At 67.3% G+C, this 25165-nt stretch carries 25 protein-coding genes and 1 tRNA gene; 13 read left to right on the forward strand and 13 right to left on the reverse strand.

The features are described 5' to 3' along the window. The first annotated feature begins 80 nt into the window (after nt 1–80). From NVV99_RS10060 to crcB, 3 genes are read left to right on the forward strand one after another with little or no spacing between them, the layout of a single operon-like run. A complete protein-coding gene (locus NVV99_RS10060) occupies nt 81–980 on the forward strand; it encodes an alpha/beta fold hydrolase (protein ID WP_006552657.1) in 900 nt (299 codons plus the stop codon). Continuing rightward, entirely contained in the window at nt 965–1426 is a 462-nt protein-coding gene (locus NVV99_RS10065; protein WP_024102033.1) for a CrcB family protein, read from the forward strand. Before NVV99_RS10060 ends, NVV99_RS10065 begins: the two co-directional genes overlap by 16 nt. Beyond that, entirely contained in the window at nt 1423–1791 is a 369-nt protein-coding gene (gene crcB, locus NVV99_RS10070; RefSeq protein WP_024102032.1) for a fluoride efflux transporter CrcB, read from the forward strand. Before NVV99_RS10065 ends, crcB begins: the two co-directional genes overlap by 4 nt. Here crcB and aroD read toward each other — a convergent pair whose 3' ends face one another. The 3 genes from aroD to NVV99_RS10085 form a co-directional block, all read right to left on the reverse strand. Continuing rightward, nucleotides 1792–2562 carry a type I 3-dehydroquinate dehydratase gene (gene aroD, locus NVV99_RS10075; RefSeq protein WP_006552654.1) on the reverse strand — a complete coding sequence of 257 codons (771 nt, stop codon included), beginning with the start codon at nt 2560–2562 and terminating at the stop codon, nt 1792–1794. It abuts the gene before it with no gap. A gap of 42 nt (nt 2563–2604) precedes the next feature. Next, complete coding sequence (locus tag NVV99_RS10080) at nt 2605–4248, reverse strand: MDR family MFS transporter (protein ID WP_024102030.1); 1644 nt, start codon at nt 4246–4248, stop codon at nt 2605–2607. 117 nt (nt 4249–4365) lie between these two features. Next, nucleotides 4366–4689: a hypothetical protein gene (locus tag NVV99_RS10085; protein ID WP_024102029.1), complete on the reverse strand. Its 324-nt coding sequence runs from the start codon at nt 4687–4689 to the stop codon at nt 4366–4368. A gap of 110 nt (nt 4690–4799) precedes the next feature. Here NVV99_RS10085 and NVV99_RS10090 point away from each other — a divergent pair, with 110 nt between their 5' ends. Continuing rightward, the gene (locus NVV99_RS10090) at nt 4800–6374 is read left to right on the forward strand and encodes a hypothetical protein (protein WP_024102028.1); all 1575 of its coding nucleotides are present in this window, start codon (nt 4800–4802) and stop codon (nt 6372–6374) included. A 4-nt stretch (nt 6375–6378) separates the two neighbouring features. Here NVV99_RS10090 and NVV99_RS10095 read toward each other — a convergent pair whose 3' ends face one another. Beyond that, nucleotides 6379–6759 carry a hypothetical protein gene (locus NVV99_RS10095; protein ID WP_260782829.1) on the reverse strand — a complete coding sequence of 127 codons (381 nt, stop codon included), beginning with the start codon at nt 6757–6759 and terminating at the stop codon, nt 6379–6381. Nucleotides 6760–6825: 66 nt separating this feature from the next. Further along, the gene (locus NVV99_RS10100) at nt 6826–10137 is read right to left on the reverse strand and encodes a bifunctional proline dehydrogenase/L-glutamate gamma-semialdehyde dehydrogenase (protein ID WP_024102027.1); all 3312 of its coding nucleotides are present in this window, start codon (nt 10135–10137) and stop codon (nt 6826–6828) included. A gap of 128 nt (nt 10138–10265) precedes the next feature. On the opposite strand from NVV99_RS10100, the gene NVV99_RS10105 reads away from it, so the two are divergent. Further along, the gene (locus NVV99_RS10105; protein WP_024102026.1) at nt 10266–11102 is read left to right on the forward strand and encodes a DUF1206 domain-containing protein; all 837 of its coding nucleotides are present in this window, start codon (nt 10266–10268) and stop codon (nt 11100–11102) included. A 3-nt stretch (nt 11103–11105) separates the two neighbouring features. On the opposite strand, the gene NVV99_RS10110 is transcribed toward NVV99_RS10105, so the two are convergent. Beyond that, nucleotides 11106–11534 carry a hypothetical protein gene (locus tag NVV99_RS10110; RefSeq protein ID WP_024102025.1) on the reverse strand — a complete coding sequence of 143 codons (429 nt, stop codon included), beginning with the start codon at nt 11532–11534 and terminating at the stop codon, nt 11106–11108. Between the two features lie 239 nt (nt 11535–11773). On the opposite strand from NVV99_RS10110, the gene NVV99_RS10115 reads away from it, so the two are divergent. After that, on the forward strand, nt 11774–12280 hold the full coding sequence (locus NVV99_RS10115) for a VOC family protein (protein WP_024102024.1): 507 nt from the start codon (nt 11774–11776) through the stop codon (nt 12278–12280). A gap of 79 nt (nt 12281–12359) precedes the next feature. On the opposite strand, the gene NVV99_RS10120 is transcribed toward NVV99_RS10115, so the two are convergent. Then, a complete protein-coding gene (locus tag NVV99_RS10120) occupies nt 12360–12782 on the reverse strand; it encodes a hypothetical protein (RefSeq protein ID WP_024102023.1) in 423 nt (140 codons plus the stop codon). Between the two features lie 100 nt (nt 12783–12882). Between NVV99_RS10120 and NVV99_RS10125 the strand changes: the two genes are divergently transcribed. Then, complete coding sequence (locus NVV99_RS10125) at nt 12883–13125, forward strand: DUF2630 family protein (RefSeq protein WP_024102022.1); 243 nt, start codon at nt 12883–12885, stop codon at nt 13123–13125. Here NVV99_RS10125 and NVV99_RS10130 read toward each other — a convergent pair. Beyond that, nucleotides 13113–13913, reverse strand: coding sequence for an alpha/beta fold hydrolase (locus NVV99_RS10130; RefSeq protein ID WP_242411664.1), 801 nt, complete (start codon nt 13911–13913; stop codon nt 13113–13115). The genes NVV99_RS10125 and NVV99_RS10130 overlap by 13 nt on opposite strands. A 214-nt stretch (nt 13914–14127) precedes the next feature. Between NVV99_RS10130 and ahpC the strand changes: the two genes are divergently transcribed. The 3 genes from ahpC (at nt 14128) to NVV99_RS10145 (ending at nt 17527) form a co-directional block, all read left to right on the forward strand. Then, on the forward strand, nt 14128–14691 hold the full coding sequence (gene ahpC, locus NVV99_RS10135; protein ID WP_024102020.1) for an alkyl hydroperoxide reductase subunit C: 564 nt from the start codon (nt 14128–14130) through the stop codon (nt 14689–14691). Between the two features lie 146 nt (nt 14692–14837). Continuing rightward, nucleotides 14838–16433 (forward strand): alkyl hydroperoxide reductase subunit F, encoded by a 1596-nt coding sequence (ahpF, locus tag NVV99_RS10140; RefSeq protein WP_024102019.1) that lies wholly within the window; start codon nt 14838–14840, stop codon nt 16431–16433. Nucleotides 16434–16720: 287 nt separating this feature from the next. Further along, nucleotides 16721–17527, forward strand: coding sequence for a hypothetical protein (locus tag NVV99_RS10145; RefSeq protein WP_242411752.1), 807 nt, complete (start codon nt 16721–16723; stop codon nt 17525–17527). Between the two features lie 161 nt (nt 17528–17688). On the opposite strand, the gene NVV99_RS10150 is transcribed toward NVV99_RS10145, so the two are convergent. Both NVV99_RS10150 and NVV99_RS10155 read right to left on the reverse strand, forming a co-directional pair. Continuing rightward, nucleotides 17689–17759: transfer RNA gene (locus NVV99_RS10150), tRNA-Gly, on the reverse strand. Further along, nucleotides 17750–17947 carry a hypothetical protein gene (locus tag NVV99_RS10155; protein ID WP_024102017.1) on the reverse strand — a complete coding sequence of 66 codons (198 nt, stop codon included), beginning with the start codon at nt 17945–17947 and terminating at the stop codon, nt 17750–17752. Before NVV99_RS10155 ends, NVV99_RS10150 begins: the two co-directional genes overlap by 10 nt. A 222-nt stretch (nt 17948–18169) precedes the next feature. On the opposite strand from NVV99_RS10155, the gene NVV99_RS10160 reads away from it, so the two are divergent. The 3 genes from NVV99_RS10160 (at nt 18170) to NVV99_RS10170 (ending at nt 20582) form a co-directional block, all read left to right on the forward strand. Then, nucleotides 18170–18805, forward strand: coding sequence for a TetR/AcrR family transcriptional regulator (locus NVV99_RS10160; RefSeq protein WP_006552639.1), 636 nt, complete (start codon nt 18170–18172; stop codon nt 18803–18805). Between the two features lie 34 nt (nt 18806–18839). Further along, entirely contained in the window at nt 18840–19430 is a 591-nt protein-coding gene (gene dcd / locus NVV99_RS10165) for a dCTP deaminase (protein ID WP_016696219.1), read from the forward strand. A gap of 87 nt (nt 19431–19517) precedes the next feature. Further along, complete coding sequence (locus tag NVV99_RS10170) at nt 19518–20582, forward strand: mannan endo-1,4-beta-mannosidase (protein ID WP_024102016.1); 1065 nt, start codon at nt 19518–19520, stop codon at nt 20580–20582. Here the strand turns inward: NVV99_RS10170 and NVV99_RS10175 are convergent. Genes NVV99_RS10175 through NVV99_RS10185 form a run of 3 tightly spaced genes read right to left on the reverse strand, consistent with a single transcriptional unit; the run spans nt 20574 to nt 25161 of the window. Beyond that, nucleotides 20574–22220, reverse strand: a complete 1647-nt coding sequence (locus tag NVV99_RS10175; protein ID WP_024102015.1) for a glycosyltransferase family 39 protein — start codon at nt 22218–22220, stop codon at nt 20574–20576. The two genes, NVV99_RS10170 and NVV99_RS10175, sit on opposite strands and share 9 nt — an antisense overlap. Then, a complete protein-coding gene (locus NVV99_RS10180) occupies nt 22217–23692 on the reverse strand; it encodes a glycosyltransferase (RefSeq protein ID WP_041803455.1) in 1476 nt (491 codons plus the stop codon). The genes NVV99_RS10175 and NVV99_RS10180 overlap by 4 nt, the downstream gene beginning before the upstream one ends. Beyond that, a complete protein-coding gene (locus NVV99_RS10185; RefSeq protein ID WP_242411663.1) occupies nt 23677–25161 on the reverse strand; it encodes an archaeosortase/exosortase family protein in 1485 nt (494 codons plus the stop codon). The genes NVV99_RS10180 and NVV99_RS10185 overlap by 16 nt, the downstream gene beginning before the upstream one ends. Nucleotides 25162–25165 lie beyond the last annotated feature (4 nt).

The following is a 25165-nucleotide window of genomic DNA, read 5'->3' on the forward strand; positions in this document are numbered from 1 at the left end:
TGCATCACATCTCGGTTGCGTCGATTCGTCCCACGGGACGGTCGCTGGTCGGGCGTGCGGGTGCGTGCCATGCTGGCGCCATGGACGTCGAACGCCCCAAGCTCGAAGGCACCGTCGCGGTCGGGGAGGGCCGCCGGCTCGGTTTCGCCGAGTTCGGGTCGGCCCAGGGCCGCACGGTGTTCTGGCTGCACGGCACGCCGGGTGCGCGCCGCCAGGTTCCCATCGAGGCCCGCGCCTTCGCCGAACGGAACCACATCCGCCTCATCGGGATCGACCGCCCGGGGATCGGCTCGTCTACACCGCACATCTACGAGAACGTCCTCGCGTTCAGCGACGACCTGCGCATCGTCGCCGACACCCTCGGGGTCGACCGCATGGCCCTCGTCGGACTGTCCGGCGGCGGCCCCTACACCCTCGCCGCGGCCTATGCACTGCGCGAACGGGTCGTCGCGGCTGCGGTCCTCGGCGGTGTGGCACCGGTCGTCGGTCCCGAGTCGATCGACAGCAACCTGATGAAGCTGGGCGCCTTCGTCGCGCCGGCACTGCAGACCGCGGGCGTCCCCATCGGCGTGGCGATGAGCGCGGCGATCCGCGTGGTGCGCCCGTTCGCGTCGCCGATCATCGACCTGTACGGACGGTTCTCACCCGAGGCCGACCGCCGCCTGCTCGCCCGTCCCGAGTTCAAGACGATGTTCCTCGACGACCTGCTCAACGGCAGCCGACGTCAGATCTCCGCGCCGTTCGCCGACATCGTCGTATTCACCCGCGACTGGGGTTTCCGCGTCTCCGACGTGAAGGTGCCCGTGCGGTGGTGGCACGGCGACACCGACCACATCATCCCGATCGAACACGGCCTGCACATGGTGGACCTGCTGCCCGACGCCCAGTTCCACCACCTGCCCGGCGAGAGTCATCTCGGGGGTCTCGGTGCGTCGGAGGAGATCCTCACTACGGTTCTGAAGTTGTGGGACCAGGACTGACCGAGGGCGAACGCCCGCTGCCGAGAGCGCTGCACCTGCGACCGTCGGCGCTGGCGGCGGTCGCCGTGGGCGGTCTGCTCGGGACGAGTGCCCGCTACGGCCTCGGCCGGTGGTTCCCCGTCGAGTCCGGGGGCTGGCCGGTCACGACCTTCGCGATCAACGTCCTCGGTGCGCTGCTGCTCGGATTCCTGCTCGAGGCACTGATCCGCATCGGTCCCGACACCTCCTGGCGTCAGGTGGTCCGGCTCGGGGTGGGCACCGGTGCGCTGGGCTCGTTCACCACCTACAGCGCGCTCGCGGTCGACACCGACCTGCTGCTGCGCGACGGTGAACTCGTCGCCGCGGCAACCTATGCGCTCGGCACGGTGCTCGTCGGCCTTCTCGCGACCGGCATCGGTGTCGCGCTGGGCACGTGGTTCGGGAGTCGCCGAGCGGCACGGCGATGATCGCGGTGTGGGTGGCGTTGGCAGGCAGCGCCGGTGCGGTGACGCGGTTCGTCGTCGACGGTGCTCTGCGTGCCCGCTCCGGATCGTCCCTGCCGTGGCCGACCGTGCTGATCAACGTCATCGGTTCGTTGCTGCTGGGGCTGCTCACCGGTGCGGTGCTGTTCCACGACGCCGCCGCGGAGTTGCTCGCCGTCGTCGGGGTGGGGTTCTGCGGCGGGTTCACCACCTTCAGCACGACCAGCGTCGACTCCGTCCGCCTGATCGTGGCGCGCCGCTACGGTGCCGCCTGCGCGATCGCGCTGGGCACCCTGGCGACCACGCTCATCGCGGCGGCCGCCGGGCTCGCGCTCGCCGCCGTGTGGTGATCAGCGAGCGCGGTCGATGAGGCCGAGCACCGAGCGCAGTTCGTCGGCGTCGACCTGTCCGGGTGCCGAGGCGGTGCCGACCATCCCGAACGTCGCCGCCGATCCGAAGACCTGCCCGGCGATCCGCGACACCACGCCGAGGCCGCCCATCGACATGGTGATCAACGGGCGGTCGGCGTGGTCCTCGTGCATGGTGCGGGTCGCGTCGAGCAGGGTGAGCACGTCGGCCGTCGACTGCGGCATGACAGCGATCTTGCAGATGTCGGCGCCGAGTTCCTGCATCTCGCGTAGCCGCGCGACGATCTCGTCCTTCGGCGGAGTGGCGTCGAAGTCGTGGTTCGACGCCACCACCGCAACACCGCAGGCGTGGGCCGCCGCGACGATCCGCTCGACGGCGGCACGGTCGCGGCGGTACTCGACGTCCACCAGATCCACCGCGCCGCTCTCGGCGAGTGCGACCGTCAGATCGGCGTACGCCTCGTCGTCGATCGCGATCTCGCCGCCCTCGTCGGCGGTGCGGCAGGTCGCGAGCAGGGGAGTGCCCTGCAACTGCTCGGACAACGAGCCGGCCTGCGCGACCACCGAGGCGACGTCGTCGACGGTGTGGAAGAAGTCCACGCGCCATTCGACGACGTCGGCCCGCTCGGCGACGGCCGCGATCTGTTCGCGCAGCACCTCGGGGGTGCGGCCGGTGACGGGGACGAGGATCGTGGGTGCGCCTTCACCGATCACCACGTCCTTGACGCGAACCGGTGTGATCGTTCGTCCCACGTGCCGTCTCCGTTCCCTCGTCCGATGATCGGCCCTATTCGATCACGACCGCTTCGAACCGCTGTCCGCAGTGTCCGCACCGGACTCGGTCCCCTCGACGACCACGACGGCGTCGTCCTTCGCCGCCTTCGACGGGTCGGCGATCGCCTCGCCACGCGCGACCATGAGTGCTTCGTCGGAGAGCGGGATCTCCTTGATGAAGCACGCCAGGACGAATGCGATGAGCAGGAACGGGATGAGGTACCAGAACACCGGCGCCAGCGAGTCGGCGTAGGCGTCGACGATGCCTTCGCGGACGGGATCGGGCAGCAGCTTCATCGCCGCCGGATCGACGGTCGCGGTGGCCTGGCCGGCCTGCTCCGGTGTCGCACCGGCCGCGGTGAAGACCTCGACGAGCTTCTCCGCCAGGCGGTTGGTGAAGATGGTGCCGAAGATCGCGACACCGAGCGCCGCACCGACCTCACGGAAGTAGTTGTTCGAGCTCGTCGCGGTGCCGATCTCGTCGGCGGGCACCGCGTTCTGCACGATCAGGATGACGACCTGCATGATCAGGCCGAGACCCAGACCGAAGACGAACAGCATCGAGCAGATCACCCACAGCGGGGTGTCGCCCTCGAGCGTGGTCAGCCACAGCATGCCCGCCGCGGTGATGAGCGAACCGACGATCGGATAGATCTTGTAGCGCTGGGTCTTGGTGATGGCCAGACCCGAGCCGATCGAGGTGATCATCAGACCGGCCATCATCGGCAGCAGCAACAGACCCGAGACCGCGGCCGAGGTGCGCGACGACATCTGCAGGAAGGTCGGCATGAACGCGATCGCCGAGAACATGCCGAGGCCGAGGACGAAGCCGATGGCCGTGGCGTTGACGAAGATCGAGTTGCGGAACAGCGACAGCGGGATGATCGGATCCTGCGCCCGCGACTCGACGAGCACGAACAGGCACACGAACACCACGAGTCCGGCGCCGAACATCCACGTGAGCGGAGCGGTCCAGCCGCGATCGGCGTCGCCACCGAAATCCGTGAAGAAGATCAGGCAGGTCGTGGCGAGGGAGAGCGTGAGCACGCCGAGGATGTCGATCCGCTTCGTCGGCTTCTTCACCGGCAGGCGCAGCGCGAACCAGGTGATGACGAACGCGATGATGCCGACCGGCACGTTGATGTAGAAGCACCACTCCCACGTCAAGTGGTCGACGAAGAAGCCGCCGATCAGCGGGCCACCGACGGCCGACAGACCGAAGATCGCGCCGAGCGGGCCCATGTACTTACCGCGTTCGCTCGCGGGCACGATGTCGGCGATGATCGCCTGCGACAGGATCATCAGACCGCCACCGCCGAAGCCCTGGATCGCGCGGAAGACCACGAAGGTCCAGAAGTCGTCGGTCATCGAGCACGCCGCGGAGGCGAGGGTGAACACACCGATCGCGATGAGGAACAGGTACCGGCGCCCGAAGACGTCGCCGAACTTGCCGTAGATCGGCATCACGATGGTCACCGCGAGTAGGTAGGCGGTGGTGATCCACGCCTGGTGTTCGACGCCGCCGAGTTGCCCGACGATCGTGGGCATGGCAGTGGAGACGATCGTCTGGTCCAGGCTGGCGAGCATCATGCCCGCGATGAGCGCGGAGAAGATGATCCAGATCCGTCGCTGGGTGAGAACCAGAGGTTCCGAAGTGGTGGTCACGGTGTTCCTGTCGGAATAGGAATATCGAGCTGTTAGGCGAATGTGGCCTGCACAGAGGTGAGGCGATCGGAAATTGTTGCACTCGGTAACTTCTGCTGCAAGGCAATTTCCTCCGGGTCACTCGAACCAGGACCGCACGGGCGGTTTGACCCACATGATCTTCTCGTCCTCGTCGGTGCGGACCGCTGCCGGATGATCCGGGTGCTTCTGCGCCCACGCCGTCTTCTCGTCCATCAATCTCGCGGCGAGTTCCCAGGTCTCCATCGTGCGCGGCGGATGCGCATCCGCGGCCCGCGCCAGCTTGCGTCGCGTCTCGTCGGTCATGGCGAGCAGTTCGGCTCCCGAGATGCCGCGGTTCCATGCATACCGGGCCAGGGTCACGGCCTTGTCCCGCCGGTTCTTCTCGGCGCGATCGGTGTGGGCGAAGTCGGCGTCGCTCATGCTCCGAAGGTACGCGCCGGCCCGGATCGGGTTCACCGTCGACGATCCCGGATCCGGCCACGACGGTGCTGCCGTCTGTCTACCCTCGATGAGGGGGCCGAGGAGGCGTGATGACGGCCGACGAGATCCCGGAGGGCACACCCGACACGGTCGTGGCCCGTGCCGCCCGGCCGCCGCGGGTGCCGGTGTTCGACCCGACCCTCGGCATCGACGTTCCCCGGTCCTTCCGCGGCACACCGCCACACCGATTGGTGGCGCTCGGCGACTCCCTGCTGCAGGGCTTCCAGAGCGGCGCGATCTACAACACCGACGTCTCCGTCCCGGCGATCGTCGCCCACGAGCTCGGCGCCGATCTCCGATACCCGCGCTTCGGTGGACCGGGCGGACTGCCGCTGAACGTCGAAGTGCTGTTGCGCCGGATCGAGGACCGGCACGGATCGACGCTCGAACCGTGGGAGCTGCCGACGGCGCTGTTCACGGCGCGCGGCTTCATGGACGAGGTCGAGGACTACTGGGAACGCGGACCCGGCGCGACACCACCGCTCGTCGGATATCTCCACAACCTGTCGTGTTTCGGCTGGGATCTGCGCGACGCGCTGCAGAAGACCGCCCGCGTCTGCGCCGAACGCATCGCCACACCCCGCGACGATCTCGTGCGGCAACTCGTCGAGAACAACGGGGAGCGGGCGGCGCTGTACGTCTATCCGAACACCGACGACCGGCGCCGCGAGATGACACTGTTCGACGTCGCGGCCGAACTCGGTGCCGAGCACGACGGCGACACCGAGGCGGGCATCGAGACACTCGTCGTCTTCCTCGGTTCGAACAACGCGCTGCAGACCGTCACCGAATTGCAGGTCGTGTGGAGCGGCGACGACTTCCGCGACCTCGACGCGAAACAGGCCTACACGATCTGGCGGCCCGAACATTTCGACAGCGAGTTCGCGGAGGTCGTCGCGAAGCTCCGCGATATCGACGCGCGGCACGTGGTGCTGTGCACCGTCCCACACGTCACCATCGCCCCGATCGCCCGGGGGATCGGGACGAAGAACGGCTCGCCGTACTTCCCCTACTACACCCGGCCGTGGGTGGACGCGCGCCGCTTCGATGCGAGCCGCGACGAACACATCACCGGTGCGCAGGCCCGCATGGTCGACGCCGCGATCGACCTGTTCGACGAGACGATCACCGAAGCGGTCGCCGACGCGCGACGTGCCGGACTGGACTGGTATCTGCTCGACACCGCGGGCATCCTCGACCGCCTGGCCGCGCGCCGCTACGTCGACGACCTCGATGCGCGACCCGCGTGGTGGCAGCCGTACCCGCTACCGCCGGCGCTCGCCGCGCTCGACCCGGTACCGGACACGCGTTTCCTGTCGGCCGACGGTCACGGCGGTCGCGACAGCGGGGGATTGTTCTCCCTGGACGGTGTGCACCCGACGACGGTCGCCTACGGGATTCTCGCCCAGGAGATCATCGACGTGATGGTGCGTGCCGGCGTCGAATTCCGGTCGCCGAACGGAACGGTGCGAAACGGTCCTGTCGCCGTGGATTTCGAGCGTCTGCTCCGGCACGACACCCTTGTGCGTACGCCACCGCAGAACATCGATTCGACGCTGTCGATCCTGGGGTGGGTCGACGAGGTGCTCGACGTGTTCCGGGTGCAGTTGCGTTTAGGTCTGTGAGGGATCAGGTCAGGTTGATGACGTGAGCGTGTGTCGCCACGGCGTCCTGCATCTTCTTCCGCGACAGCGAGCGCGGACCGCACGCGCATCCCGACGGAATGGCGTCGTCCTCGAACTGCGTCACCTCCAGGGTGTCCACATACTCCGAATTGAGTGATGTGCCGTTGTGCGGTGTCGCTTCGCGGTCGCGGTTGCCGCGGCCGCCGGGACCGCTGCGGGAGACCACGACCTGACCCTCGGTGGTGTTGTACACCGCCGCTACGGTGTGGCCCTTGGGACAACGAATTTTGAGGACGGCCTTCTCGGTGCGCTGGGGTCCGAGTTCCTTCACTGCGGCGAGTGCGAGCTTGCGACGTTCGGTAGGGGGTGTCGTGGCGATTTCCATTTTCCTATTCCACCTCACAGTGTCGGGGTTCACAGGGCTTCGGCAGAACCGCTTCGGGGTTTGTTTTCAGATGATCTCGTCGGTGAGCCGGTGCGGTGTGCCGAATCGATGAGCGGTGATCGTGACGGACTGTTCGGCCAGGAACGGCAGCATTTCGATTCGTCCGGATCCGGTCACCGGATGGTCGAACACCGCGATGTCGCATCGGGTGTTCCATTCGGCGGGCGGCGCGGCGCCGATCAGGCGGACACGCGCCGGGGTCGTGTCGACGATCCGTTCCTCCCATTCCACATCACTCTCCACGCGCACGCGACCGCCGAAACGTGCTGTATTCGAGCATCTTACGAGATCGAGGGCGAAAGCCGAAGAGATTTCCACCGGCGCGCCCGCCCGGGCTGCGGCACCGAGTACGCGCACGAGTTCGTCGGGCCGCCCGGCCTCACCGAGGCGTACGTGTGTGCGAACGGGCCGGTACCGGAACAGGTTCCGCTCTGCCGAGAGTCCTGTGACATCGTGTGCCACAGCGAATTCCGACGTCCACACCTGTTCGTCGTCTTCGAACGCCCGACGCAGCGTGTCCTCGTCCCAGATGCACGGTTCCCAGGAACCGAAGCCGAAGAGATAGTTCGGCCCGCCCGCCTTGAAGCCGGCTCCCACCGACGACTTCTTCCAACCGCCGAACGGCTGCCGTCGCACGATGGCACCGGTGATACCGCGATTGACGTACACATTCCCGGCCTGCACCCGATCGAGCCAGCGGGCGATCTCGTCCGAATCCAGCGAGTGCAGACCCGCCGTGAGTCCGTAGTCCACCTCGTTCTGGATCGCGATCGCCTCGTCCAGATCGGCCGCGGTCATCACCCCCAGCACCGGACCGAAGAACTCGACGAGATGCGTGCGCGACCCGCGTCGCACTCCGGTGCGTACGCCGGGCGTCCACAGCCGACCCTCCTCGTCGAGCCGTCGCGGTTCGACGAGCCACGACTCGCCGTCCTCGAGTTCGGTGAGCGCGGTGAGCAGCTTGCCCCGAGCCGGTTCGATCAACGGCCCCATGCGGGTTCGCGGATCGTGTGCGGGACCGACCGGCAGCGACCGCACCGCGTCGACGAGCTGGTCGCGGAAACGGCGGGAGGTCGCCACGGAGCCGACGAGGATCACGAGCGACGACGCCGAGCACTTCTGCCCGGCATGCCCGAACGCCGACTGCACGACGTCGCGCACCGTGAGATCCGGATCGGCGCTCGGCGTCACGACGATCGCGTTCTTGCCGCTCGTCTCGGCGAGCAGCCGCATCCCCGGACGCAGCGAACGGAACAGTTCGGCGGTCTCGTAGGCACCGGTGAGCACCACCCGGTCGACGCGGGGATCGGAGACGAGCTTCGTGCCCAGCGACCGTTCGTCGGCGTGGACGAGGTGCAGAACGTCGCGGGGCACACCGGCATCCCACATCGCCTCGGCGAGCACCGACCCGCACCGTGCCGTGAGGGTCGCGGGCTTGAGGACCACCGCCGAACCGGACGCCAGTGCTCCGAGCGTCGACCCCGCCGGGATCGCGACGGGGAAGTTCCAGGGCGGCGTGACGACGGTGAGGGTCGACGGCACGAACCGCGCACCGTCGATCTCGTCGAGCGCGCGGGCCCGCTCGGCGTAGTACCGCGCGAAGTCGATCGCTTCCGAGACCTCCGGATCGGACTGGTCGAGGGTCTTACCGCCCTCGGCCGCCATCACCTCGAGCAGATCGGCGCGACGCGCTTCGAGCACATCGGCCACCTGTTCGAGGATCCGTGCGCGCTCGGCACCGCTGCGGGCACCCCAGGCGCGACCGGCCGCCGTCGCATCGACCAGCACGCGTTCGAGTTGTTCCTCGGAGGAGAGGGCGTGCGCACGCACGGTGTCGATGCCGAGCTTCGACGACGGCACCCGCTCGAGGATGCGGCGACCCCACTCCCGGTTCTGCGGCAGGGACGGATCGGTGTCCGGCGTGTTCGTGAACACCGGCGGCGCTGGGATGGGCGGCTCCTGTCGGTTCTGCGTGCGGTTGGGGGAGGGGGCGTCCTCGTCGAGCGCCGCCACCGACGCGCGGAACCGCTGCTCCTCGCGCTCGAACAGGGCGGGGTCGTCGGCGAGATCGAACACCGCCGACATGAAGTTCTCCTGCCCCGAACCCTCGTCGAGTCGACGCACCAGATACGAGATCGCGACGTCGAACTCGTCGGGACGGACGACGGGCGTGTAGAGCAACAGGCTGCCGACGTGCCGACGGATCACTTCGGCCTGGCTCTGCGCCATGCCGAGCAGCATCTCGAAGTCGATCCCGTTGCGCACCTGCCGGCGACCGGCGAGCTCCCACGCGTAGGCGATGTCGAAAAGGTTGTGCCCGGCCACTCCGATCCGCACGTTCTCGATCCGCTCGGGTGTGAACGCGTAGTGCAGCAGCCGCTTGTAGTTCGTGTCGGTCTCCTGCTTGGTGCTCCACGTCGCGAGCGGCCACCCGTGCAGCGACGCGTCGACCCGTTCCATCGGCAAGTTGGCGCCCTTGACCACCCGGATCTTGATCGCGGCGCCGCCGCGCGCGCGTCGCGACGCCGCCCACCGCTGCAGTTCGATCATGGCGGTCAGGGCGTCGGGCAGATACGCCTGCAGCACGATCCCAGCCTCGAGATGGAGGAACTCGGGACGGTCGAGCAGCGTCGTGAACGCCGCGACCGTCACGTCCAGGTCGTGGTACTCCTCCATGTCGAGGTTGACGAACTTCGGCGTCGGCGAGGTCGCGGCGAGGCGGTACAGCGGGGCGAGCCGCTCGACGATGTCGGCGACGGTCTCGTCGAAGGCCCACGGCGAGTGCGGCGCGACGGCCGCCGAGACCTTGAGCGAGACGTAGTCGACGTCGTCGCGTGCCAGCAGTGCGAGGGTGCCCTCGAAACGGCGGCGGGCCTCGTCGTCGCCGAGGACGGCCTCGCCCAGCAGATTGAGGTTGAGCCGGATGCCGGGTCGTCGCAGTCGTGCGATGGCCCGGCCCAGCGCGGCCTCGTCCGTGTCGACGACGAGGTGCCCCACCATCGCCCGGAGCGCGCGACGCGCGGCGGGGACGACGAGGTGCGGGAAGCGGGGACCGATCGTGCCGCCCGCCCGCACGGCCGCGCGGAGATGGACGGGAAGGAAATCCGGTATGTTCCGGGACAATTCGGCCAGGGCGTGCGCGGCGGTCGCAGGATCCTCGGGGCGGATGACCTCGTCGACGAAGCGCACGGTGAACTCGAGTCCGTGGGGGTCCTTCAGGACGTCGGCGAGGTGGCGGGCCGCACGGTCGGGTGCGACCTCCGACGATTCCTCCACCCACCGGCGGGCCAGGGCGACAGCATCCTCGACGATCCGCACGATGCGCCTCCGATCGACGGCGTTTCGAACCTGACGCCAATCTACCCACCGGAGCCGGTTCGCGTTTGTGGTCCGCGGTGTCGGGAATACAGCGCGAGGGGACAGTCCCGACCGATGAGGAGACGAGAGTGAACCGTCAGGCCCCGGCGTCGCGTGGCGCGGCGACATCCGCCGAGCGCGTCGCGCAGAACGGTGTGTTCGAGAAGTTCGCCCGTGCCGGCTACGTCGGCAGTGGCATCGTGCACCTGCTCATCGGCTACCTCGCGATCAGGGTCGCGTTCGGTCGCAGCGAGCAGGAGGCATCGCAGTCCGGTGCGATGGCGGAGCTGGGTGAGCAGCCCGGCGGGAAGATCGCGTTGTGGGTCGCCGTCGTCGTCTTCGTGATGATGGGCCTGTGGCGGTTCGCCGAGGCGGCCTTCGGCAAGGCGTCCGAGCCGGAGCAGTCCGGCGCCGACATGAAGGACAAGGCGTTCGACCGGTTCAAGGCCGCCTGCGTCGGTGTCGTCTATCTCGCCTTCGCGTACACCGCGTTCGGGTTCGCCCGCGGCAGCGGCAAGTCGAGCGGTGAACAGAACGCGGGACTGACGGCGAAGCTGCTGCAGTCCGGTGCCGGCAAGTTCGTCCTCGTCGTCGCGGGACTCGTCATCCTCGGGGTGGGCGCCTACCACGTCTACAAGGGCGCGTCGAAGAACTTCGTCGACGACCTGAAGAGCCACCCGAGCACGTTCGTGAAGCGCCTCGGGCTCGTCGGGTACGTCGCGAAGGGTCTCGCGCTCGGTCTCGTCGGTGTGCTGGTGATCGTCGCGGTCTTCCAGGCCGACCCGCAGAAGGCAGCGGGGCTCGACGGCGCGCTGAAGACGTTGGGCTCGCAGCCTTTCGGCACGGTGCTGCTCGTCCTCATGGGTCTCGGTATCGCGGTCTACGGCCTCTACAGCTTCGTCATGGCCCGCGACGCGAAGATGTGACGCTCAGTCGTCCGCGTCGTCGAACCAGAAGGACTCGGTCGCGACGTAGTGGAGGGTCGGTGGGCCGGGCAGGTCGAATTCGATCGCGCCCACCGGCCGCAGCTCCCCGTCGTTGTCCTCGCAACTGGCGGTAGCGACATTGGGCCCAGCGGCGATCCCGGTGAACTCGATGGTCTGGTAGTTCGCTCCGTAGATCTCCGCGGTTCCGGACTCGCCGGTGCCGAGCGCCGCGACGCAGAGGTAGGGGTAGTCCTCGTCCGGTGGGGAGGTGTAGATCAGCTTCACCAGCACGGTGTCTCCGCGGGTGCTGACAGTCCACAGTCCTCGGGTGTCGGTGTCCGCTGCTGCGCTCGCGGCGGGTGCGAAACCGGCGAGCAGTGCGAGCGGTGCGAGCGACGCGACCGTCGCACGCAGGGTCCTGCGATGGTTCATGGGATCTCCTCGGAACGGCGTTGAGCCCCCGACACATTCATCGTCCGCACCCGATACCTGCGGGAACGGGCGAATCGGATGTTCGTGAAGAAGGCGTGACGGCGACGAGATCGTCGTACTCGGTCCGTGACTCCCCGGGTCACGAAGTGCTACCACTTCGACCAAACTAGTTGACAACGCAACTAATAGGGATCATTCTGGTTGTTGAGAATGCAACTACATGGGAGGACGGTGGATCGATGATCGCCGACGAGCAGCAGCGCTCCGAAGAATTCGAGCGTCGGCGTGCACTCATCCGCGACGCGTACCTGAAGCCCGCCGACGCGCGCCCGCAGTCGTCGGCGCGGGGACTGCACCACACCGCGCTGATCAGCAGCGACGTCGAACGAACCGTGCGCTTCTACCAGGATCTCCTCGAGTTCCCGCTGACGGAGCTGATCGAGAACCGCGACTATCCAGGCTCCTCGCACTTCTTCTTCGACATCGGCAACGGCAACCTACTGGCCTTCTTCGACTTCCCCGGCCTCGACGTCGGCCCCTATCAGGAGGTCTTCGGCGGTCTGCATCACATCGCGATCAGTGTCGCCCTGCCCACCTGGGAGCGTCTGCGCGCCAAGCTGATCGACGCGGGCGTCGAGCTCGTCGAACACAGCGACGTCTCGTTGTACTTCCGCGACCCGGACGGAGCCCGCCTCGAACTCATCGCCGACCCGCTCGGCGAGATGTACGGCTCGAAGGTGCTGTAGCGCGAAGTAAGGGGAGGTTGTGTGCGTGTCCGTCTACCGGACACGCACACAACCTCCCCTTCGTCTGTTCGCCTAACTCCTACTCCACGATCGGGAAGATCGACTCTCCGTCCTCGGGTGCGCCGCTGACCTGACCGCGGTCGACGCGCGAATCCTCCACGATCACCCCGTCGACGTCATCGGCGAGTTTCTGATCCTCCGGAGCGCCGGTGGTGGCGTCGTCGACCACCTCGTCCACGTCTTCGGTCAGTTCGTCCTCCGGCGTCGCCGCGACAGGCTTGTCGAGCGGCTCGGCGGGTTCGACGTCGGGTTCCTCCTCGGCGAGACGCTGGTCGAGCGACTCGCCTTCCTGCTCCTCACGCTGGGTCGTTCCGAACTTGTCGGCTCCACTCCAGTCCTCGGGCGGATCGACGACCTCGTCGCCGTCGTCGTTCCGCACCTCGTCGGCGTCGAGGCCTTCGCTGGGGCTGAGGGTGTCGCCGGGACCATCTTCGATGCTCATGTCGAGGAGATACCCGGCCGGGCGAGTGCGAAACCGTCGGCGGTTTCACTCCGGGCGGATCAGGCTATGCCGTCGGAACACCACATCGAGGGAGCCACACATGGACGAGAACGATCTCTTCCAGCACATCGAGGAGCTGGTGGACGAGGAGAAGACGCTGCGCTCGCGGACGGGCGCGGACGGTCTGAGCGACGAGGATCTGCAGCGCCTGCGCGCCGTCGAGAAGCGACTCGACCAGTGCTGGGACCTGCTGCGTCAGCGTCGCGCGAAGGCCGAGTTCGGTGACGATCCGGACGAGGCGCAGGCACGACCGGTCGACGAGGTCGAGTCCTATCGGCAGTAGGTGCTCGCACGCGCGGCGGTCCGGCGCACAAGGTCGACGATGTCCTCGGGGCGGTCGGACTGCGGCGCGTGGCCGGCCCAGGGGAGCGGCACGAACCGTGCCCCGGGGATCAGCGGGACGTACCGCACGGTCTGCGCCGACGCGACCGTGTCGAGGACGCCCTGCGCCAGAGTGACGGGACAGTCGATCCGGTCGAGACCCGTCGGCACATCGGTCAGGATCGCGTCCCACAGCATCGACCAGAAACCGGCCGAATCGGCGAATCCGCCCTTGACCGCCAGTGCTTCGGCACGGGTCGTCTTCCACGGCTTCGCGCGTAGACCCGCGGTGAGTGCGGTACGGCCGAGGACGCTGCGCGACATCGGTTCGATGAGCGGCCTGCGGGCCTTGTTGAGCAGGCGCGCGGTCGTCATGAGCGCGCCCTGGTAGACGCGTTCCGGCGGCAGTCCGAGTCCGGAGGGTGACAGGGCGACCACAGACAGGGCGCGGTCGCGCACGGCGAGTTCGATCGCGAGTCGTCCACCGAGCGAGTTGCCCAGAACGTGCACCCGGTCGAGTCCGTGGGCGTCGAGTTCCGCCTCGAGAGTGTCGGTGAGGGCGCCGATGGTGGGTCGGCCGCTCTGTTTCGGCGACGAGCCGTGGCCGGGTAGGTCGACGTTCAGCACGTCGAAGTGCTCGGCGAGTCGCGGGACGAGGGTGGAGAAGTCGTCCATCGTGGCGCCGATCCCGTGCAGGAGGAGTAGGGGTTCACCGGATCCGGTGCGGCGGTAGCTCAGTCGTGAGTGCATCGGTTCCATTCTTCCCTGTCGGGCGGGCCGGAGTGCTCTGTCGCAAAGGTTGTGTGTTCTGTCACATTTGTGAAGGAGGAAAAACAACGACCTGGTCGAACGGCGTGTTATAGCCCTTCCTTATCGAATTTCTAGAAACTATCGATTGGCACAATTAATAGTTCGCGGATAACGTCGAAGCCGTCAACCCCATCGAGACGAGTGAGGTTCTTACATGTCGCTGATCAACAAGAAGATCAAGCCCTTCAAGGCCGAGGCTTTCAAGGACGGCGCCTTCGTGACCGTGTCCGACGAGGACATCAAGGACAAGTGGGCGATCTTCTTCTTCTACCCCGCAGACTTCACGTTCGTCTGCCCGACGGAGCTCGGCGACCTCGCGGACCACTACGAGGAGCTGCAGAAGCTCGGCGTCGAGGTCTTCTCCGTCTCGACCGACACGCACTTCACGCACAAGGCGTGGCACGGCTCGTCGGAGACCATCGGCAAGATCAAGTACGCCATGATCGGTGACCCGACCCTGCAGATCAGCACCGACTTCGAGGTCCTCCGTGAGGACCAGGGCCTCGCCGATCGCGGCACCTTCCTGGTCGACCCGGACGGCGTCGTCCAGTTCACCGAGGTCACCGCTGAGGGCATCGGCCGCAACGCCGCCGAGCTCGTCCGCAAGGTCAAGGCCGCTCAGTACGTCCGCAGCCACCCGGGCGAGGTCTGCCCGGCCAAGTGGGAAGAGGGCGACGACACCCTCGCTCCGTCGCTGGAGCTCGTCGGCAAGATCTGATTCGTCGACGGAAATTCGTTCCGGTGGCACGGGATCGAACGTCCCGTGCCACCGGGCACCGTCCGGGTCCGCTCGGCTCGAGCTGAGAAGTTCGCCGACTCCCATCTCTTCCGGTCACAGTTCTTCCACCTCTGGAGTGAATCCTCATGCTCGATGCCTCCCTCGCCGCCCAGTTGAAGTCCCTTCTCGAAAAGGTCACCCAGCCGATCGAGCTCGTGTCGTCCCTCGACGACCGGCCGAAGTCGAAGGAACTCGCCGACCTCCTCGATCAGATCGCCGGCATGTCCGATCTGGTCACCCATGTGCGCGACGGTGAAGCCGCCCGTCGCCCCTCCTTCCTGATCCGCCGGGTCGGCACCGACATCGCGGTCGAGTTCGCGGGCATCCCGCTCGGCCACGAGTTCACCTCCCTCGTGCTCGCCCTGCTGCAGGTCGGCGGACACCCCTCGAAGGAGGCCGTGGAGCTGCTCGAGCAGGTGCGCGACCTCGAGGGCGACTTCCACTTCGAGACCTACTTCTCGCTGTCGTGCCAGAACTGCCCCGACGTGGTGCAGGCCCTGAACGTGATGTGCGTGACCAACTCGCGCATCAAGCACACCGCCATCGAAGGCTCGCTCTTCCAGGACGAGGTCGACGCACGCCAGGTGATGGCAGTGCCGACCGTCTTCCTCAACGGTGAGCTGTTCGGCTCCGGCCGGATGAACCTCGAGCAGATCGTCGGCAAGCTCGACAGCGGCTCCGCCGAGCGCACCGCCGCCGCGATCAGCGAGAAGGATCCCTTCGACGTCCTCGTCGTCGGTGGCGGCCCCGCCGGCGCGACTGCCGCGATCTACGCCTCCCGCAAGGGAATCCGCACCGGCGTTCTCGCCGAGCGCTTCGGCGGCCAGGTGCTCGACACCATGGCCATCGAGAACTTCTCCTCCGTTCCCTACACGGAGGGCCCGAAGTTCGCCGCCGAGCTCGAGAACCACGTGCGCCAGTACGACGTCGACATCATGAACGTCCAGAAGGCCTCGAAGCTCACCCCGGCCCCCACCGAGGGTGGTCTCGTCGAGGTCGAGCTCGAGAACGGCGCCCGGTTGCTCTCGCGCAGCGTCGTTCTCGCGACCGGTGCCCGCTGGCGCGCGATGAACGTGCCGGGCGAGCAGGAATACCGCAACAAGGGTGTCACCTACTGCCCGCACTGCGACGGCCCGCTGTTCAAGGGCAAGCGCGTCGCGGTCATCGGTGGCGGTAACTCCGGTGTCGAGGCCGCGATCGACCTCGCCGGCGTCGTCGCCCACGTGACCCTCATCGAGTTCGACTCGGTCCTGCGCGCCGACGAGGTGCTGCAGCGCAAGCTCCGCAGCCTGCCCAACGTCGACATCATCGTCAGCGCCCTCACCACCGAGGTCCTCGGCGACGGTTCGAAGGTCACCGGCCTGACCTACACCGACCGCACCACCGACGAGTCGCGCACCCTCGAGCTCGACGGCGTGTTCGTCCAGATCGGTCTGCTGCCGAACACCGAATGGCTCACCGGCACGGTCGAACTCAGTCCGCGCGGCGAGATCGTCGTCGACGATCACGGCCGCACCTCGGTGCCCGGCGTGTTCGCCGCCGGCGACTGCACGACCGTCCCGTACAAGCAGATCATCGTCTCCGCAGGTGCGGGTGCGACGGCCGCGCTCGGCGCGTTCGACCACCTCATCCGCACGAGCGCCCCGGCCCAGGCCGAGGAAGCGGTCGCTGCGACCGTCTAGGCGTCACTGCAGCCCTGTGGCCGTCACCCCTTCCGGGTGGCGGCCACGTTGCTTCCTCGGGGAGGTTGTTGTCGAAGATTCTGCGGAAATCGCCCATATCCTCCCCCAATTCACCCAGCACAGGCATTGACGCGCTCTTTACCCCGGCGCTTCACTGAAATGCGTACGTGTGTCCCCATCGCGACGGTGTCCCAGGAGGTCGACCTATGCGCAGCACACGGAAGTCCGAACGGCGGCGCAGACGCGAAGGACGCCTGTATCGCAGAGCCGCCACGGCGGTGGCGCTCATGGGACTGGTCGCCCTGTGGGTGAATCCCGCGGCGTTGGCGGACGAGTCCACGGGATTCTCGCTTCCCTTCTCCGGAGCACCGGCCTACGAGCATCTGGCGCCGACGCAGGTCACCGACCCGTCCCGGTTGCACGCTCCGCTCGGTCGGGAATGGGCCGAGGACATCGCCCGGCAGATCGGGCTGAAGCCGGAAGATGCGTTGTCGGAGCAGCAGGCCCGTGATTTCACCACCGGCGGGGGAGTGGGCGGCAGCAAGGAGGCCGCCGAGATCATCCAGGGTTCCATCGACATCCTCATCAATACGACCGGCCACCCCCTGTACTCCGACGTGAACGGTGTCTCCACCCCGACGGTGCTGGGCAGTTACGGCCTCTACGTGACGCCCGACGGGATGCTGCAGAGCCCGGCCAACGCGTCGGCGCCGACGAGGCAGGTGAACACGCTCATCGCGCCCGGCGGGTACGTCGACACCTGGCTGCGGAACAACGACGCGACGGACACGCTGGTGGCGCTGTACCGGTCGGCGTACCCGATCGAAGCGACCTTCGGTTTCGCGGCGCAACAGATATCCGGCGCCGCACAGCTGGTCACCAATACGAAGGGCGACGTCGTCTCGACCGTCGGCATGTCGATGGCGCCACCGCTGTGGATCGTGAACTTCGCTCTCATCTACGCCGTGAGCCCTTCCCTCGCGGCCGCGATGCCGGCCTACTGGGCTCCCATCCCGCCCGAGGTTGCCGAGGCCATCGAGGCGAGCCCCACGGGTCAGGTGCCCTACGCCGATTACGCGTCGTACCTCCAGTGAACTTCGGGGAGCCGCGCGTACCTCGAAGGCTGCCGGTAGGGCTGTCGAGGTAGGTGTTGTTGTCGAAGAACGCGGGAAAATCGACAACAACGTCGGCCCCGATACGACGAAGGCCCCGCATACGACGAAGCCCCGACCGTGTGGTCGGGGCTTCGTGTGAGAGCCGATGACGGGAATCGAACCCGCGTATTCAGCTTGGGAAGCTGATGTTCTACCATTGAACTACATCGGCACGCTGGGCTTTTGCCGATTCTCGTCGACTCCGGCCCGAGCTTTCGGAGCAAACTGTAGCAGACTCTCCGGGTCGATCGCGGGACCCCTGGACCACACCGAGAGCCCGCAGACGCGGTCGAAGCGACGCTGGTCGCGCGGCGTCCACGGCAGCAGCATCTGCTCGAAAATCGTGTCGTCGATCTTCATCTTGTGGAGGTTGTCCTCCCAGTACTGCTTTCCGGGTCCATCGCGTTGTATTCGACCGGGCTCGACTCGGTGGAGCGCACCTGCGCGTGTGCCTTGTCGACGGGCGTCGTCATCGAATGTCCCTCCATCGTCAGAAGTGACCACGACTGTCACCCAGATGCGCGCCGACGGTAAAGACCGGAGGTTGCGCGGCACGGAAGCGGGCGCTGCGAAGATAGAGGCATGGCAACTGGACGGCTCTACGGTGGACGCGCAGGCGAGGAACGACAGGCCGATCGGCGAGCGCAGCTGATCGAGGCCGGTCTCGATCTCCTCGGAGCTGCCGACGGCGAAGCCACCCTGTCGGTGCGCGGTGTCTGCAAGCGCGCAAGTCTGGCCTCGCGCTACTTCTACGAGAGCTTCGCCGACCGCGACGAGCTCACCGGTGCCGTTTACGACCACGTCGTCCAGCGCATCGCCGAGAGCACGCTCGCCGCCGTGGCCTCGGCACCGGCCGACGACGACCGCGCGATCGTGCGGGCCTGCGTCGAGAACATCGTCCGCGAGATCGACGAGGACCCGCGGCTCGGCCGCATGCTGTTCTCCGTCAGCCAGGCCAACACGCAGCTCGCGAAGCGGCGCCTCGACTCGACCCGCATGTTCGCCGGGCTGGTCACCGCCCAGGCCGAGAACATCTACGCCATCACCCCGAGCCCCCGGCTCGACCTGGCGGCGCACTACGTCGTCGGCGGACTCGCCCAGGCGCTGACGGCCTGGCTCGACGGCACCGTGCCGCTGAGCCACGACGACGTCGTCGAGGAGTGCACCGAACTGCTGATCACGATGTCGGCCCAATTGCGACGCGACTCGGCCACGTAGAACCCCGCGGCCGCGCGATTGTTAACCTCTACGCGTGCTGCTCTCCGATCGCGACATCCGCGCCCAGATCGCCTCCGGACATCTGGGCATCGACCCGTTCGATCCGGAGCTGGTGCAGCCCTCGAGTGTCGACGTCAAACTCGACAGCCTGTTCCGCGTCTTCAACAACACGCGTTACACGCACATCGACCCGGCGAAGCAGCAGGACGAACTGACGTCGCTGGTGCAGGTTCCCGAGGGTGAGCCGTTCGTGCTGCACCCCGGCGAGTTCGTGCTCGGATCGACGATGGAGCGGTGCACCCTGCCGGCCGACCTCGCCGGTCGCCTCGAAGGCAAGTCGTCGCTGGGCCGGCTCGGTCTGCTCACGCACTCGACGGCCGGGTTCATCGACCCGGGTTTCGACGGGCACATCACCCTCGAGCTGTCCAATGTCGCTAACCTGCCGATCACCCTGTGGCCGGGCATGAAGATCGGTCAGCTGTGCCTGTTCCGGCTGACGAGCCCCGCCGAGCACCCGTACGGCAGCGCGAAGGTCGGGTCCAAGTACCAGGGCCAGCGCGGGCCTACGCCGTCGAAGGCGTACCTGAACTTCGTGCACAAGCATCCCGACGCGCGCCCGAGCTAGTTCGTCCTGCGCACGTCGCAGACGAACCCCGGGGTGAATCTCGTCCGTGCGGGTCGGGCACCCTCTCGCCCGGGTTAATCTCTGCATGTGCGCGTCGCTGCGGTCGCCACCACACTGCTGCTCCTGCTCGCGGCCTGCGCGCAGGACACCTCGTCGCGCCCCTCGCCTCCCGAGGATCTCCCGGTAGTGCGTGCCGACGGTGACCGGCTCGTCCTCGACGGCCGGACGTGGTGGCCCGCCGGACTCAACGCATACCAGCTCGGTACCCGCTGGGAGGTCAACCACGGATGCGGTGCCGAGGTGGACCTCGACGACTTCTTCGGCACGCTGGCGCCGCGTTCGATCGTGCGTTTCGACGCCTTCCAGTCCCACACTGTCCACCGGATCGGCGGCACGCTCGACTTCACGGCGCTCGATGCCGTCTTCGACGCCGCCGAGCGGCACAGGGTGTACCTGATCCCGGTGCTCGCCCCGCAGGACAGTGATTGCGACGCGGGTGGATACAAGCAGGCGGACTGGTACGACGCCGCTTGGCACGACCCGCTGCCGGGTCATGTGCTCGCCTACGACGACTGGGTCGCGACCGCCGTCGAACGGTGGGGTTCGTCACCGGCGGTCGCGATGTGGGAGCTGATCGGCGAACCCGAGACCGCGACCTGCACCGACGACGAGTGCACCCTCGAACGACGCGAGTGCTTGCCCGGCGGTGCTCGGCTGCTCCGCAACTGGATCGACGAAGCAGCCGGCATAGTCCGCGAGCACGACCCGGACCGGCTCGTCACCGTCGGCACCATCGGAGGCGACCAGTGCGGTTCCGCCGGCGACGATTTCGCGACCGTCACCGACGCCGAGCAGCTCGACGTGGTGCAGTACCACGACTACGACGACGCACAGTTCCTCGAACGGCGGCTCGACGGATTGTCGAAGCCGATGCTCGTCGCCGAACTCGGTGTCCGGGCCGGTTCGTGCCGCGCGGTGAGCGAACGTGCCGATATCGTCGACCGCACGCTCACGCGGTACCGCGATCTCGGGGCCGACGGCGCACTGATGTGGTCGTTCGTCCCCGACCCGCGACCGGACGAGTGCACCTACGACATCGGCCCGGACGACCCGGTCCACTACGTCCTACGGCGTCACCACGGCTCAGGGTGACGTCCGGTCGAGTACCCGGAAGAGTCGCCAATCGGGTTGGTCGGCACCGTCGTTGGGGATTTCGAGTTCGAGTACCGCGATGTCGCTGCCGGTCTCGTAGATGGTGGGGTAGCGGCGGTTGACGGCGTCCGATGTTCCGCGGCCCTCGTTGGGGACGGTCAGGATGTACTCGACCCCGGAGGCGGAAGGGCGGTTGAGCACGGCCGTGAAGTCGGAGTCCGAAGGGATGACGAACGTCTCGGGGCGTTCGGTGGCCGAGAAGATCGCGAACCCGTAGACCGTGTCCATCAGCACCGAGCCCGGCGGTAGGTCCATCGCGTCGAGGTATTCGGCGATGCGCCGTTCTGTGGAGAATGCCGCGATCACCTGTCGCTGCTTCTCACGCACCTCGGACGGATCGTTGTCGTCCGGGAACAGGACCGTGCGCAGCGCGTGCTGTTCCTGCGACAGGGTGGGCGAGCCCATCGCGACGAACGTGACGGGCAGGCTGCACACCAGGAGCACCGCACCCAAGGGTGCTGCGCCGCTGGGGTCCTCCGTCCTCGGAACGGCATGCGGCCCGGGGCGTCGTGCCGTGAGCAGTCCACGTCGCGGAGCCAGTTGTACGACCCACACCGCGAGCAGCGGGATCGCGCAGATGTAGAAGCGCAGGAACGGGAAGGTCATTCCGCGTGCATAGGACAGGGCCGCGAAGCCCAGGACCGCGCCGAAGACGACGAACGGCACGAGCGGTTCGAGATCGCGTCGTCGCCATGCGAGCACCGCCACGACCGGGATCAGCAGCGGAAGCGCCGGCCCGAGCACGACGGTCTCGGCGAGCGAGAAGGCGATCGCACCGAGCCCGCCCGACGACCCGCCACCGCTCTGCTCGAGGATGGCGGCGTTGCCGTAGGCCGAGGTGAACTGCGCGAGCCATTCACCGGTGACGAGCCAGCTCGTCACGACGAACGCGACGAAGGCCAGAGCGAGGGGAGCGGCGACGAGGATCGCGTCCATGATCGCCGGCTGCCATCCCGAGCCGGGAGCGTATCGTCGCGATCGGTACCGGACGAGCAGTGCGACGAAGACCGTCACCGCCCCGCCGACGGCCAGCGCGTCGTACCGCGCGAGATACGCCAGTGCCAGGGCGATTCCGGCCAGCGCCAGGTCGTGGATGTCGTCGGTGCTGCACCAGCGGATCAGACGACGCGCGGCCCAGCACAAGGCGAACAGGAACGGCGCCTCGCTCATCCCGTTCGCGCCGTAGTAGACGATCATCGGGTTCAGGGCGAACATCGCCGTCACCGTCCACACGAACCACGGCGTGCAGCCGCGATCGCACGCGATGCGGTGGATCTGCACCGCCGCGCCGGCCATGAACGGCGCCGACATGAGCACGGCCGTCACCGCATAGGCCGACAGTCCCGGGAACCACGCCGACAGTCCTGTGAGGGGCACCTGGACGAGCGCGGTGAGGGGTGTGAACACGAAACCGATGGCGGCGAGGTGCGGGTCGCGGCTGAGCAGCACCGACCGCGCAGCGCTGACACGGCTGAGCGAATCACCCTGGTAGTACTGCACGTCCAGCGCGAGCCACAGTCCTACCACCAGATAGATCAGGCAGGCGGTCCAGAACACCCACGTGCTGCGGGTCCTCACGACGACAACCCGTGGAAGGTCTTCTCCCAGTAGGAAGGATTACGGATGAGCTGATAGGTGCCTTTGATCGCCGCGATCGACATGAGGACCCAGTAGAACGGCACGGTCAGGCACGGCCACCACAGGTTCGAGTGGCCCGTCTCGCGGCACGCCACGAAGTTCATGTACATCACGGCGACGTTGCCGAACACGAGCGAGATCAGCGCGGGGAAGTAGGCGTACCAGGGGAAGATCTCCTCGATCAGTTCCGCCTGGCCGAGCAGCCACGCGAGCGTCGTCATCCAGAACACCATGTTCAGGCACGCGATGATCGGCGTGCCCGCGAGCAGGGTCGTGAAACGCAGCATCCCCGCGGTGCCGATCACCCGCCACAACCGGACGGGCCGGCGCATGTGGACCAGCCAGGTCTGCAGATAGCCCTTGTACCACCGGGATCGCTGCCGCACCCAGTTGATCGGATCGCTGTTCGCCTCCTCCAGCGTGGTCGAGTCGAGAACCGCAGTGGAGTAGCCGGATTCGGCGATCCGGACGCCGAGGTCGGCGTCCTCGGTGACGTTGTACGGATCCCACGCACCGATCTCGTCGAACACCGATCGGCGGATATGGTTCGACGTCCCGCCGAGCGGGATCGGCGAGTGCGACTTCATCAGTCCGGGCAGGATGAAGTTGAACCACAGTGCGTAGTCGGCGGTGAACCAGCCGGTCAGCAGATTCTGGGTTCCGTTGTGGAAAGCCAGCTTCGCCTGTACACATGCCACGTCGTCGCCGAGACGGTCGAAGACGACGACCACCCGACGCAACTGCAGGGGCTCGGGGAGGTCCTCGGCGTCGAAGATCGTGACGATCTCACCGGTGGTGAAGTGCAGTCCGTAATTGCACGCCTTCGGTTTCGTCCGTGGGTCGGCGGCCGGGACGAGCAGGATCTCGACGCTCTCGCCGAGCCCGGCCTTCTCCGCGGCCTCGATCGTGACGGTGTCGTCCTCCTCGAGGAGCAACAACACCTGGAGCTTGTCGGCCGGATAGTCGAGCGCGGCCATCGCGGCGAGCAGATCGCCCACCACCTCGGGTTCGTTGTAAGCGGGGACGAGCACCGTGTACGGCGGCAACTGGTCGTCGGTGAGGGCGAGAGCTTCCTCGTCGTCGACGATGAACTGCGCGTCGCGTGCCATGCCGCGGGTGAACAGCAGCAGCCGGTCGGCGAGGGTCGCGATGTACCCGAAGGTGCACAGCACGGTGAAGACGATCAGGGTCGGTTTCGTCGCCACGACGAGCGCGAGCACGAAGGCCCCCGCGAGTGCGAATCCGAGGTATTTCTGCCACGGCACGAACGCGGCCGACGCCGACGAGACGGGGCTGCGTTCGCGCAGTCCGTGCACCGCTTCGTGCAGGGCCGCGGTCCGGTAGGCGTCGAACTCGACGGTGTCTTCGGGCGGAACATCGTGTCCCGAGCCGACGTTCACTCGCCCTGCCATTGCGCCTCCACGAGTTCGCGACCCACCTCGATGAGCATGGAACGGTCCTTGTACTCGGGATCGGTGTCCTCGACGGTGCCGTTGCCGCGCAGCAACACTCGCATCAACGTGCGCGCATTGGTGACGGTGTTCGGCTCGGGCTGCGGGAACGGCGCATCGAGTTCGTGGTTGTCCACCGTCAGCAGGCTCACCCGCTGGGCGACGGTGTCGCTGCGGGTCCACACGAAGCTGAGCAGGCTCCACGTCAGGAGCAGGTTGTCGTCGACGACGGTGAAGTACTCGGCGGTGACGCCGCGACCCAGATCGACATATTCCTTCGGGCTCACCCGTGATTTGCCCAGTGCGTACATCGATTCGGTGGGGTACACCGCGAACGAACCGACACGACGCACCTGCAGGGTCTGCACGGCGACGGTGCGGGGACGCAGCAGCCGATCCCACTCCGGGTTCGGTTCCTCCGCCCGGAGCATCTGCCGGCGCAGCACCGATCCCTGACGGAAGTATGCGCGGGGCCAGTCGTAGTCGACGGACGACAACTGCACCCATCCGGATGGGACGATCTGGGTGGCGGTGCCCGAGTAAGGGGGCCCGACCGAGACCGGCGTCAGGCGCTGGTCGGGAAGCGGCAGGAGTGCGGCGAGCAGGGTGGCCACCGCGACGCACATCGCTCCGCGCACGGCCTGGGGAACCGACACCGGATTCGGTGGCAGCGTGCGTGGCGCGAGCCCGCGGTAGGTCCACAGATAGGCACCGGCCCCGACGACCACCGTCGCGACCACCGCCGGCACGTACTGCGACACGGCGATGGGTGCGTCCGGCCACCGCTGATCGACCAGGACGAGCACCACCAGACCGGTCACGAATGTTGCGGAGCCGTAGAAGAATCCGCGGGCCCGGTTGCGCCGCGTCGCGAGTCCGACAGCCGTGGCGGCGAGCACGAGCGTGACCTGTCCCGCCGCGAGCTTCGTGCCCCCGGCCTCGACGAGCACGATCCGGTAGAGCACGGGCGAGCTCAGGAAGAGCATCGCCCACGCCTGCCAGTACGCCGCGGTCACGCGCAGGCCGAACATCGCGACGCACGCCCCGCACACGAACACCCACGCGGCGAGCACGTCGAGGTGCATCACCTGATAGTTCGTCGCGTAGCGCGGCATCAGCAGCCCCTTGATCGCGAGCGCGATCAGCAGCAGGAGCACCGACGTGATGATGTCGGTCTGCCGGTCGTGGATCGGCAGTTCGTTCTTCCGCTGCCGCGTGATGCCGATCGCAACGATCGCGACGAGAGGCGGCACGATGAGGACGTAACCACCCGTGGTGCCGGTGCGGATCTCGTCGAGCAGCTGCAGCCAGGTGGAGTGGAAGCCGATCAGGGTTGCGGCGACTATCGCGATCCACCGATTGGTGGTGTGCAGCATCGCGTTCGTGAAGAACCGCTCGATGAACGACGGATGCTCGGTTGTCGTGGTCATCGTG

It is taken from the genome of Rhodococcus sp. PAE-6 (assembly GCF_025290685.1).
Taxonomy (GTDB): Bacteria; Actinomycetota; Actinomycetes; order Mycobacteriales; family Mycobacteriaceae; genus Rhodococcus; species Rhodococcus pyridinivorans.